Source organism: Bradyrhizobium sp. PRIMUS42, from assembly GCF_023006515.1.
In the GTDB taxonomy this organism is placed as follows: Bacteria; Pseudomonadota; Alphaproteobacteria; order Rhizobiales; family Xanthobacteraceae; genus Bradyrhizobium.
The window spans coordinates 19,453-32,006 of the sequence record NZ_JALBGZ010000001.1 but is presented as its reverse complement, the minus strand read 5'-3'; the positions used below and the strand labels follow the sequence as shown (position 1 = coordinate 32,006).

9 protein-coding genes are annotated in these 12,554 nt (G+C 59.1%); all 9 read left to right on the top strand.

The features are described 5' to 3' along the window. Positions 1–18 precede the first annotated feature (18 nt). The 9 genes from MOV75_RS00135 (at position 19) to MOV75_RS00095 (ending at position 12,552) form a co-directional block, all read left to right on the top strand. The gene (locus MOV75_RS00135; RefSeq protein WP_247004333.1) at positions 19–1,350 is read left to right on the top strand and encodes a ribulose-bisphosphate carboxylase large subunit family protein; all 1,332 of its coding nucleotides are present in this window, start codon (positions 19–21) and stop codon (positions 1,348–1,350) included. Continuing rightward, positions 1,347–2,735 carry a four-carbon acid sugar kinase family protein gene (locus MOV75_RS00130; protein WP_247004331.1) on the top strand — a complete coding sequence of 463 codons (1,389 nt, stop codon included), beginning with the start codon at positions 1,347–1,349 and terminating at the stop codon, positions 2,733–2,735. The genes MOV75_RS00135 and MOV75_RS00130 overlap by 4 nt, the downstream gene beginning before the upstream one ends. A gap of 109 nt (positions 2,736–2,844) precedes the next feature. Beyond that, a complete protein-coding gene (locus MOV75_RS00125; protein WP_247004485.1) occupies positions 2,845–4,695 on the top strand; it encodes a TRAP transporter large permease subunit in 1,851 nt (616 codons plus the stop codon). 58 nt (positions 4,696–4,753) lie between these two features. Continuing rightward, positions 4,754–5,776: a TRAP transporter substrate-binding protein gene (locus tag MOV75_RS00120; protein ID WP_247004329.1), complete on the top strand. Its 1,023-nt coding sequence runs from the start codon at positions 4,754–4,756 to the stop codon at positions 5,774–5,776. 27 nt (positions 5,777–5,803) lie between these two features. After that, entirely contained in the window at positions 5,804–6,589 is a 786-nt protein-coding gene (locus MOV75_RS00115; RefSeq protein ID WP_247004327.1) for an SDR family NAD(P)-dependent oxidoreductase, read from the top strand. Positions 6,590–6,650: 61 nt separating this feature from the next. Then, positions 6,651–8,066 (top strand): pyruvate kinase, encoded by a 1,416-nt coding sequence (gene pyk / locus MOV75_RS00110; protein ID WP_247004325.1) that lies wholly within the window; start codon positions 6,651–6,653, stop codon positions 8,064–8,066. 83 nt (positions 8,067–8,149) lie between these two features. Then, complete coding sequence (locus tag MOV75_RS00105; RefSeq protein ID WP_247004323.1) at positions 8,150–8,830, top strand: aldolase; 681 nt, start codon at positions 8,150–8,152, stop codon at positions 8,828–8,830. Between the two features lie 974 nt (positions 8,831–9,804). Further along, on the top strand, positions 9,805–10,929 hold the full coding sequence (locus tag MOV75_RS00100; RefSeq protein WP_309486913.1) for a substrate-binding domain-containing protein: 1,125 nt from the start codon (positions 9,805–9,807) through the stop codon (positions 10,927–10,929). A gap of 42 nt (positions 10,930–10,971) precedes the next feature. Beyond that, entirely contained in the window at positions 10,972–12,552 is a 1,581-nt protein-coding gene (locus MOV75_RS00095; protein WP_247004313.1) for a sugar ABC transporter ATP-binding protein, read from the top strand. The last annotated feature ends 2 nt before the right edge of the window (positions 12,553–12,554 follow it).

Genomic DNA, 12,554 nt, shown 5'->3' with positions numbered 1-12,554 from the left:
GGCTCCTTCGCCGGACGGATGAACGAGACGAAAACTCCGAAGAAGCGCAGCAAATCTCGACAGGGCGTCACAATGCGCAGCGATAGTCCTCGATCCGAATTCACGGCCCGATATCTGATCGAGACTGGCGATAGTCTCGAGAGGGCGGCGGAAGTCATCGCAGGAGAGCAGTCAAGCGGGACGTTTCTTTCGTTGCCCGGCGAAACGGACGAGCTGAAAAAGCGATCGCGCGCACGAGTGCTTCGCGTAACAGAGCTGCCATCCGTCGACACTCCGACCTTGCGCAGTTCCTTCGCCGAGCGGCGGTCATGGCCAAATGCGTTTCGGCGCGGCGAGATCGAAATCGCATTCCCAATCGATAACGTGGGCCGCAATATCCCGACGCTCATGGCGACGGTTGCTGGCAATCTATTCGAACTCGGTGAGATCACGGGGCTTCGGCTCCTCGACATCGGCCTTCCAGTCGACTACGCCGCCAGCTTTCCTGGTCCGAAGTTCGGTGTCGATGGGACCCGACGCTTGGCCGGTGTTTTTGATCGACCGCTGATCGGGACGATCTTGAAGCCAAGTATCGGTATGTCTCCATCTGAGACAGCCTCGCTGGTCGACAATATCTGCGAAGCCGGGATCGACTTTCTCAAGGACGATGAGTTAATCGCAGATCCGCCTCACGCGCCTTTTGAAGAGCGCCTGAAGGCGGTCTTTCCCGTCATCGAGAGGCATGCCGACCGGTTAGGCCGTAAGCCAATGTACGCGATCAATATCAGCGGTTCGGTCGACGACATGCGACGTCGCCATGACCTGGTGCTAGAGGCCGGCGGATCGTGCGTGATGGTGAGCGTCAATTGGTGCGGCTTCTCTGCGATTGAACATCTGCGAACCTACACGGAACTTCCGATTCATGGTCATCGCAACGGATGGGGCTTATTTACCCGCCATCCCTGGCTCGGCTTTGATTTCTTGGCATTTCAAAAGCTGTGGCGACTGACGGGCGTCGATCATCTGCACGTCAATGGTCTAAGGAGCAAATTCTGGGAGCCGGATGATTCTGTCGTCCTGTCTGCAAGCTCATGTCTCGCCACCTTTTCAGGTGTCAAACCGATGATGCCGGTCTTCTCTTCAGGGCAATGGGCGGGGCAAGCCGGAGACACATTCGAGCGCCTCGGAAGCGTAGACCTCATGCACCTCGCCGGCGGCGGCATCATGGGGCATCCTGGCGGCATCGCCGAGGGCGTCATGAGCTTGCGAGAGGCTTGGGAAGCGGCGGTCCAGGGTGTACCGGTAGCCGAATACGCAAAGACCCATCCGTCGCTTCAGCTCGCGCTTTCCAAGTTCGGGGGCGCGACGTGACGCAAGCTCGCTATCGGTTGGCATTCTACGGTGATGATTTCACGGGATCGACGGATGCGCTTGAGGTTGTCGCATTTGCTGGGCTCCGTGCTGCTCTCTTTCTCCGTCCTCCGAGCCCTGATGTTTTGAAGCATTTTGGGGACATCGACGTTGTCGGACTTGCCGGGGTGAGCCGTAGCATGTCTCCAGCGGAGATGACCGAACATCTGGAGAAGGATCTACGGTACCTTGCATCGCTTCGCGCGCCGATCGTTCACTACAAGGTGTGCTCGACCTTTGACAGCTCGCCGGGGATTGGCAGCATCGGTCGAGTGATCGAAATCGCAAAGTCTATCTTCGGCGATACAGTTCCGATCGTTGGCGGCACACCTTCGCTTCAAAGATACTGCATTTTTGGAAACCTGTTTGCTCGGTCTGGAACCGATGGGAATGTCTATCGCATCGATCGGCATCCGGTCATGAGCGTTCACCCAGTGACGCCCATGAACGAAAGCGATCTGGCGGTTCACATTGCACAGCAGGCGGCGCTCAGGATCGAGAAACTAACATCTCCGGTCCTCGACCAGGGCTTTGAAGCGGCCGCTCGGCGATTCAATGATCTGGCGGAGGGCGGGGCGGACGCGATCCTGCTGGACTCCGTGAATGCGTCGCAGCTTACTCAGGTCGGGCGGCTCATAGCTGATTGGGCTGGGGTGAGCGGAAGTGCATTCGTGGTTGGGCCGTCAGGTGTGGAGTATGCCCTGACGCAATGGTGGCGGGAGGCTGGTGTAATTCCCCCACCTTCCGGCGCCTATGGCGACCCAGCTGCGATCGATCAAGTACTGGCCGTGTCGGGCAGCGCCTCACCTGTGACGGCGTTGCAGATCGATGCCGCCGTGCGGGCTGGATTTGCGGAGGTGCCTCTCGACGCTGCTGCTCTGCTCGATGATAGCCAAACTATTGCAGTCGCGAGGCAAGTCGTCGGACGTGCCGTCTCACTTCTCAAAGAAGGGCGCAGCGTCATATTGCACACAGCCCGTGGTCCCAATGATCCCCGGATCGGAAAGATGATCGGCATGCTCGTCAGCGGCGGCATGTCACGCGAGCTCGCCAAGCATGAAGGTGGGCGAAACCTCGGTCGGAAGATTGGTCAGCTCGTTAGTGACATCCTCGAGGAGGTGCCCTTGAAGAGGTTGTTGTTGTCCGGTGGCGACACGTCGAGCCAGGTCGCACAGCTCCTGGACATCGATGCGCTTGAAATTGAAGCCCGCGTAAGTCCTGGCGTCCCACTTTGCCGAGCCAAGTCGATCCGCGGACGTCTCGACGGACTTCAGATAGCATTCAAAGGCGGTCAACTGGGCGACGAAGAGTTCTTCAAACGCGGGTGGCTGGGCAGGGTTCAATAACAACGAAACAGGGAGGATGCCGATGCGTGGCCCAACGATGTCTTCAGGCGGCGTCGCCGTGCACGATGGCGCCGTCGGCGTGACCTCGCATACGCCCTTGGGAGAGGTCATGGAGAGTTCACGCCAGAACGTCTTGCATACGATCGCGGACGGCACCGACAAACTGCTCGGCCGCATTCTTGAGGTCTGCGTCAGCATACTGCTCTCGGCCGAGATTCTGCTGTTGTTTGCGGGAGTCCTGGCACGTTACGTGTTCCTCAAACCTATCATTTGGTCGGATGAGCTGGCTTCCATGCTGTTTCTCTGGCTGGTGATGCTGGGCACCGCGATAGCGTTGCGACGCGGCGAGCACATGAGAATGACAGCACTATTCGCATTTGTGTCTCCTCGGACGCGGGCTCATCTCGACGCAATCGCGCTGGCCGCATCATTGGGGCTGGTCATCCTGCTGTTTCCGGCCACGCTCGAGTACGCAATCGAGGAAGCCATCGTTAGAACCCCGGCGATGGACCTCTCGAACGCGTGGCGAGCGTCCGCCGCTCCCGTCGGTTTTGGTTTGATGGGCGTATTCGCACTCCTCCGCCTCGTGCGAATGGGTGATGCAAGACAGGTCCTAACAGCACTCGCCATAGTCGCGCTGCTTGTCGGCATATTTTGGCTTCTTAAGCCCCTCTTTGCGCCGCTCGGCAACGCAAACCTCATAATCTTCTTCGTGGTTGTGGTGGCCTGCGCCGTCTTCACGGGCGTTCCGATTGCCTTTTCCTTCGGTTTGGCAACATTCGGCTATCTCATGCTTACGACCAGGACCCCGCCGCTGATCATCGTGGGCCGTATCGACGAAGGCGTCAGCCATCTGATCCTGCTTTCAGTCCCACTGTTCGTGTTTCTCGGTCAACTCATTGAAATGACGGGCATGGCACGGGCCATGGTTGCCTTCCTTGCCAGCCTGTTGGGTCATGTGCGCGGGGGCTTATTGTACGTCCTCGTCGGAGCGATGTACCTCGTTTCGGGCATCTCCGGATCGAAAGCCGCGGACATGGCCGCGGTGGCGCCGGTCCTGTTCCCGGAAATGAAGCGTCGAGGCGCGAACGAAGGAGATCTCGTCGCGCTGCTGGCGGCGACTGGTGCCCAAACCGAAACGATTCCGCCGAGCATAGTTCTCATAACGATCGGCTCGGTTACTGGTGTCTCCATTGCGGCTCTGTTCACGGGGGGGCTTCTTCCTGGCGTCATCCTGGCGATCACCCTTTGCTGCGTAATCGCTTGGAGATACCGCAACGAGGACCGCAGCCTTGTCCGTCGCGCCTCGGCCAAGGAAATCGGCATGACGTTCCTGATCGCGGTACCGGCAATCGCCCTGCCTTTCGTCATTCGATCTGCGGTCATCGAAGGCGTCGCGACGGCGACCGAAGTCTCCACTATTGGGATATTCTATTCGATTGTTGTTGGCGCTCTATTCTACAGGCAATTCGATTGGCGGCGGATCAAGCCAATGCTCGTCGAGACTGCGAGCCTTTCTGGCGCCATCCTCTTCATCATCGGCACCGCGACGTCGATGGCCTGGAGTCTGACGCAATCTGGTTTCTCTCGTTCTCTCGCGGTGGCGATGAAGCAGTTGCCCGGTGGGTCGACGAGTTTCATGGCAGTGTCCATTGTGGCCTTCGTGGTGCTTGGCAGCGTTCTCGAAGGTATTCCGGCCATTGTGCTCTTTGGTCCACTGCTTTTCCCGATAGCTCAAGCCCTCGGGATCAATCTCGTTCACTATTCGATGGTTGTCATTCTTGCGATGGGTGTGGGTCTCTTCGCGCCGCCTTTCGGCGTCGGCTACTACGCCGCGTGCGCAATCAGCCGGGTGAACCCGGACGCCGGAATGAGACCCATCCTTGGTTACATGTTGGCCCTGTTGATTGGACTTGTGATCGTGGCGTTGGTCCCGTGGATATCAACGGGGTTCCTGTGAGCGCAAAGCTTCCCAACAAGTGATGTCAGGCTAAGCAACTTAAAGAATGGAGGAAACAATGAAGAGTGTAAATCGCAGGATGCTCTTGCAGGGAGCAGCGTCTGTAGCTTTGGCCGCCGGCACCGGATTGACAGTCCGGCCTGCCCGGGCCGCAGAATTTAAGCTCCGATGGGGGTTCAACCTGGCCGAGTCGCATCCGATCACGGCACGTGCCCGGGAAGCTGCGGAGCGCGTGATGTCTGAAACAAAGGGCCAGGTGGAAATCAATGTGTTTCCCAACAACCAACTCGGCGGCGACACGGACATGCTGTCGCAGTTGCGCGCTGGCGGCCTCGATCTATTCCTCAACTCCGGAATCAACGTTCTCTCGACGATCGTTCCATCAGCGTCGATCTACGGATTGGGATTCATCTTTCCGGACTATGATGCCGTCTGGAAGGCCATGGACGGAGAACTCGGCGATGCGTTGCGAGTCGCCATCGGGAAGGCCAACCTCGTGCCAATGGCCAAGATGTGGGACAACGGTTTCCGCAACATTACGACAAGCTCGAAGCAGATCAATACGCCGGCGGACCTGAAGGGTGTCAAAATCCGGGTACCCGTCGGCGCGCTTTGGACTTCCATGTTCCAGGCCTTCGGCGCGGCACCGACTGCGATCAACTACAGCGAATTGTACTCCGCTCTTCAGACAAAGATCGTTGATGGCCAGGAAAATTCGCTGGCGAACATTTCCACCGCAAACCTGTTCGAAGTTCAGAAATACTGTGCTCTGACGGGCCACATGTGGGATGCCTTCTTCTGCGTGGCCAACAAGCGAAATTGGGAAGCCATCCCTCAAAATCTCCGTGACGTCATAGCCGCGGCAATTAATGACGCTGCGATGGCCGAAAGGAGGGACATGGCATCGCTGGCAACGTCGCTGCGCGGTGATCTAACAAAGAAGGGCCTAATATTCAACGAGCCCGACGTCGGCGCGTTCCGAGACGCGCTTCGCACGGCAGGCTTCTACAAGGAATGGCGGGCCAAATATGGTGAGGAGTTGTGGACGACCCTCGAGCGCACGACGGGGAAACTAACCTGAATACGAAGAAGCGGGAGTTAGACTGATATGAGATTGAACAACAAGGTGGCGCTCGTCACCGGCGGGGCGCGCGGTATCGGCTTTGCGATCTCGAAGGCGTTGGCGCGCGAGGGAGCTCGCATTGCGATTGCGGATATCAACCCGGACGGCGCCAAAGCGGCGGCGGCGACACTTGAAAATGCCGATCGCGACCATTTGGGGCTGAGAGTCGACGTGGCCGATCAGGGGTCGGTGGGCGAATTGATGGACGAATTGACCAGCCGCTGCGGCGGAATGGACATTCTGATCAACAACGCCGGAATCGGCGGCAACACCCCGTTTCTCGACATAAAGCTCGAGGATTGGCAACGAATGATCTCGATCAACCTGACCGGGGCGTTCATTGTGGCGCAATCCGTGTCGCGCCAGATGGTTAAGCAAGGGCGCGGCGGCAAGATCATAAACATCGCGTCGCTCTCCGGTCAGCGCGGCGGGAACGGACGCGGCGCATATGGCGCGGCAAAAGCCGGGTTGGAGTTGCTGACAAAGGTCATGGCGGTCGAACTTGCCCAGTACCGCATCAACGTCAACAACATTGCTCCGGGAGCAATCGAGACCGAAATGGCGAAGACTGCGCACGATCCGGCAACGCGTCGAGCGTATGAATATCTGATTCCAATGAGCCGCTATGGAACTCCGGAAGAGATCGCTGACGCAGCAGTCTTCCTGTCATCGGACGAGAGCAGGTATGTCCACGGCCACACGTTGAACGTCGACGGCGGCTTCCGTGAGGCCGGCCTGATGTTCGGGCCTGACAAGACACCTCCTCGGTAGTTTGCTCCTGGGGTCGTTTCGTTCGGAGCTAACCCGCGTTGTCGATAGAGAGGCTGTTCAAGTGCGTCGAAATCGCCGAGCCAAAATCGTAGCCACCGTTGGGCCAGCGTGCTGCGAGCCAGAGATGCTTCGAACGTTGTTCGAGGCTGGTGTCGACACCTTTCGCCTCAACTTCAGTCACGGGGTGAGGGAGGACCACGCCAAGGTGCACGCGGCGATACGTGCGCTCGAAGTTGAAACGGGCCGGCCAATCGGCATCTTGCTTGACCTTCAGGGTCCGAAGATTCGGATCGGGGCATTGCGTGATGGAAGCCTCACGGTAGCGGCAGGTGAGACCATTAAGTTCGTCCAGGGAGGCTCCGTTGGCGATCGGACTGCTATCCCGTTGCTGCATCCAGAGGTGTTTGCGGCTGCGGCACCTGGTCACGATCTGCTGATCGACGATGGCCGCCTGCGCGTTCGCGTTAAGGCGCTCTTCAGTGACAGTCTCGAAGCCGAGGTAATAGTTGGCGGGAAGCTCTCCAACCACAAGGGCGTTAACCTTCCGGGGACAATCCTGGATGTGTCCCCGCTTACCCCAAAAGACCGAGCGGACCTCGACTTCGGCCTTCGTCTCGGCGTCGAATGGGTCGCGCTGTCGTTTGTGCAGCGACCAGGAGATCTTCTCGAGGCGAGGGGGCTGATCGGAGACCGCGCAGGGCTCATTGCAAAGATTGAGAAGCCGGCTGCTCTCGATCGGATCGACGACATCATAGGCTTGTCAGACGCGGTCATGGTGGCGCGGGGCGATCTTGGCGTCGAGATTCCCCACGAAGACGTCCCTGGTCGGCAGAAGGAGCTGGTGCGAGCCTGTCGATTGGCGGTCAAGCCCGTGATCGTGGCCACCCAGATGTTGGACTCCATGGTGTCTTCGCCGACGCCGACTCGCGCAGAAGCGTCCGATGTTGCGACTGCCATCTACGATGGAGCCGACGCCGTGATGTTGTCAGCGGAGTCCGCCGTCGGCCACTATCCACGCGAGGCGGTGGAGATGATGGATCGCATCATCCGCAGCACCGAGCGTCATAAGATGTATCGTTCCATTGTCGATGCCTTGCGTCCCGAGGAGGAGCAAACGCCACCCCACGCAGTGGCCGCCGCTGCGGCGGCCTTGGCCTCAGCGATCCATGCGGCGGCCATCGTCGTGTACACGTCCGGAGGCACGACCGCGGCGCGCATCGCCCGCCGCCGTCCAGATGTGCCTGTGCTTGCCGTTACCCCCAGCTCGGACACTGCTCGTCGTCTGTCTCTCCTTTGGGGAACGCACAGTGTGTTCTCCTCCGACGTAAGCAACTACGAGGAAATGGTGTCCCGCGCTGTCTCTACTGCGGTCGGGGCGCGTTTCGCGCAGAGCCTGGACAACGTAGTGATCGTTGCGGGAATCCCGTTCGCGCAGGCTGGAACCACGAACAATATCCGCGTCATCGCGGTACCTTGAATCTTTGAAGTGGCCCCGTCTTTGAACGCGGGGCCTCGACCGGCTGGATCAGATTCATTCGAATGTTGCGAGGCAGCCACCGGATGTCGATGAATGGCGGACCGACAGTGATCGATAGCAAGTTGCGAGATGAAATCTGCCGCTTCGGCCGCTCCCTGTTCGAGCGCGGACTCACGCCGGGATCGTCCGGCAATATCAGCGTCAGGCTTGATGGCGGCGGTTGGCTCGTGACGCCCACCAACGCATCGCTCGGATTCCTCGATCCCGATAGGATCACGCGGCTCGACGCGCAGGGAAGCGTTCTATCGGGGGATGCGCCGACGAAGGAAGTCCCGTTGCACGCCGCGCTGTACCAGACCCGAAGTGCGGCTCGCTCCGTGGTGCATCTTCATTCGACTCATTCGGTCGCGGTATCGATGTTGCCCGAGGTCGATCCGCGGGCTGTCCTGCCCCCCATGACCCCCTATTACCTCATGAGATGTGGTCGAACCGCTCTGGTGCCGTACTATCGGCCAGGCGATCCCACCGTTGCGAATGCGATCAAAGGGCTCGCGGGGAAATATTCCTCCGTCTTGCTCGCCAACCACGGTCCGGTGGTCGCGGGCGACACGTTAGAGGCTGCGGTCTTCGCGACCGAAGAATTGGAAGAAACCGCGAGGCTCTACCTGCTGTTGCGCGGACTCAATCCCCGCTACCTATCTCCGGAGCAAGAACAGGATCTGGCGAAGGCGTTCAAGCTTTCATTTCCGGATCATTCTCACTAGGGCGTGTACTCATGAACTGACAAAGAACTAGGGGAGGAGCTGGCTCGTTGCACCGGCGTTGGAGCGGTTCCTCGGGTCGACAGCGCCGAGTCGTTCTCACAACTCAGTGAAGGAGCGCGCTATGTCCTGGAAGTCGAGTTGGTACATCGTGTCCAACAAGGACGCACGGTCCAACCGGAGTTTTGTGCCGCCAAACGCATAGGCGCTCCTGTCTTTGAGGCCGACAACAGCCGATCCGCTAAGCGGTGCCAGCGTGTCCCCGTACTCGATGTGATCGGCAAAGCTGCAAAGGCCGTTCAGTGTCTAAGGCAGCGTAGGGTCAATCGTACCTGCATCAGCGAACCGGAAGGAAATCTGGGCGATGCGAAAGACGAAGCGCCTTTGCAGATCCCAGCGGAATTTGTGCGCACCTATAGTGCCGCCATCGACGCGCTTACAGCGACGATAATCAATGCACAGGCCGGGTTAAACTGGCTGAGCGCTCAACCGCCAGATCTGGAGCAAGTCCGGCGGGCGCTCAATGCTATCGCTAACGACGGTAAGCGAGCGGGCGATATTGTGGTTCGACTTCGGACGTCCATGAATAGGTCCCTAGCGGATGACGCTCTTGATCGTTGAGCTCATACCTCTGACTTGTCAAAGCAAGGTCGCCTTTCGGGCCAGACCTCAGTCGATGCCCGCTTTCGCGCCGGCGTTAGTGCAAAAGCAGATGGCAAACGCACTCAGATCCGCAGCGTTCCGATTTGAGTGCACGCCCTGGTTTGGCATGCCTCCTTCATCGCGGACCGTGCAGCGTCTTCGCGTACGTGGCGCCGGCTACGCGAGCCCCTTCCGCTCGCTAAGAGCGCTTTTCTGCGTTAGTTCGCATCGGATCGGAAGCTCTTCACGACCGCTCGGGATTGACAATGGACGTGCGTGTCCATTAACGTATACATTAATAACTACATCGATAACTGCGTGACGGGAGGATCTGGATGGTTAATCTGTTTAAGAAGTCAGTCGTTGCTGCTGTTGCAGTCGCACTTGCCACGGCCGTTGTCCCGCCAGCTTATTCAGCCGACATCGCCGCAGCGCTCAAGGACATCGAAGATCACCCGGCGCCCGGCCCGAACGGCGAGAAGCCGGTCCTAGCGAGCGACGTCAAGCTGACTCCCGAGGAGATCGCTAAGGTAAAGTCGATGAACGCGACTGCGGCTATCGTGATGCACTATACGGCGTCCGATTGGGCCAAGGCTCAGATGGCCGGCCAAAAGGCGGCTCTCGACGAACTTGGCATCAAGATCATCGCAATTACCGACGCCGGCTACAAGGCCGAGCAACAGGTCTCCGATATCGAGACGGTGATGGCGCGCAAGCCGAATGTGATGATCTCGGTTCCAGCCGAGCAGAGCGCTACGTCAGCCGCCTACAAACGAGCTGCTGCCGCAGGAATCAAGATCGTCTTTCTCGATCAAACCGGTGCCGGCATGGTGCCCGGAAAGGAATACGTAAGTCTCGTCTCCTCGGACAATCGCGGCATGGGGAAGGCCGCGGCGCTGCTCATGGCGCAAGCGCTCAACGGCAAGGGGAATATCGGATTGATCCCGCACGCATCCGACCTGTTCGCGACGAAAGAGCGCGTGGTCGGGTTCAAGGAGGCGATCAAGGCGTATCCGGACATCAAGGTGGTGGTGGAACAGGGAGTCGGTGGGCCCGACTTCGCTGGCGAGTCCGAGCGGATCGCATCGGGAATGCTTACCGCTCATCCCGAGTTGAACGGAATCTGGGCAGTTTGGGATGTGCCGACCGAGGGAGTGCTGGCCGCGGCGCGTGCGAGCGGACGCGCTCCCAAGGATCTGGCAATCACGACCTGCGACCTCGGGGTCAATATCGCGATCGACATGGCAAAGAACGGCTTCGTTCGCGGAACCGGATCGCAGCGACCCTACGGAGCCGGCTACGCCGAAGGTATACTCGCTGGGTATGCGTTGCTTGGCAAGGAGGCGCCGGCCTACGTGGTTCTTCCCGCGCTCGCGGTATCGAAGGAGAGTCTCATCGCAGCCTGGCCCAAGTCCAATGGTACCGAGCCTCCCAAGGTGGTCACGGACGCGATGAAGTAGCAGGGCAAGAAGAACCCACCTCGCGATGTGAGGACCAGCGTGATGACCAAAGGTGCTGCCGCAGTCGAGATGACCGGAATCAAGAAGTCATTCGGCGGACTCAATGTCCTCCGCGGTGTAGATTTCTCCGTCGATCGCGGCACGGTTCATGCCCTGATGGGAGAGAACGGCGCTGGCAAGTCCACGCTGCTCAAAATCCTTCAGGGAGTACTTACGCCGACCGAGGGCTCCATCTCCGTCTTCGGTCGGCCGATGAGCACCCATAGCCCCGAGATGTCTCGATCTCTCGGGATCGGAATGATCTTTCAAGAGCTGAGCCTCATTCCTTCGCTCACGATAGCGCAGAACATCTTTCTCACGCGAGAACCGCGACGATTCGGCATCTTCGTGGACGACCGTGCCGCCGCGACACGGGCCCGAGCTTTGATGGCGGAATTGGGACTCGATCTTGAGCCGAATAGCCCGGTCGAGAAGTTGAGTACCGGCCAAATGCAAATGGTCGAAATCGCGAAAGCGATTTCGCAAAATGCGAGGGTACTCATCATGGACGAGCCCACCTCGGCGCTCAGTGCGTTTGAGGTGGAGCATCTGTTCAGCCTGCTGAAACGCCTCACGGCAGACGGCGTCGCCATCATCTACGTCTCGCACCGCATGGACGAAATCTACCGGGTCGCCGAACACGTAACGATCCTTCGCGATGGCCGCAACGTCGCGACCGCCTCTCTGAAGCAGATGCAGATTCAGGATCTTGTCGAGCACATGATCGGCAAGCGCGTCGGGACGTTCGACTGGCGTCCGCGGACCGTCGATCGTTCTCGGCCTCCGGTCCTTGAACTGCGCAATGTTTTCGGGGCAGAAAAACCAATAGACGTCTCGTTCAAGCTGCACGCAGGCGAGGTGCTGGGTATCGCGGGCCTACTCGGATCCGGACGAAGCGAACTTGCGCGGGTCATGTTCGGCATCGACCGGAAAGTGTCCGGCGAGATCAGGGTGAAGGATAGACCGATCGACATCGATCGGCCGCGCGCGGCAATGGACGCGGGCATCGCGCTGATACCGGAGAGCCGATCGCGCGAGGGATTGATCGTTGCCCATAGCGTGCAAGCCAACCTCGCTCTTCCGAGGATCGACGATCTCGTTCGGGGGCCTTTGCTCGACAATGCCGAGGAAACGGCGTCGACGAAGAATATTATTCAGAAATTGAGAATCAAGACAGAAACGGGCGCCGTCCCAGTGCGGACTCTCTCCGGTGGAAACCAGCAGAAGGTCGTGCTCGGCAAGTGGATGGCAACCAATCCCGATATTTTAATCCTGGATGAGCCTACTGCGGGCATAGACGTGGGCAGTAAATCGGAGATCGTTGAACTCATTCGCGGGCTGGCCGACGAAGGGCGCGCCATCGTCATGATTTCCTCGGAGATTGCCGAGCTACTCGCCGTAAGCGACCGGGTCCTGATCATGAGTGACGGCCGTCTCGTCAGAGAAGTAACGAGGGACGAGATATCGAGCTGGACGGATGGCGAAGATCACTCCGACTCGGACGGCGGAACGCGCATCGCGAAGGCGGAGCACGGCTTGCAAGTCCTGATTCAAGAGGTTCGGCTCAATGCTGCAGCGCGCTGAAG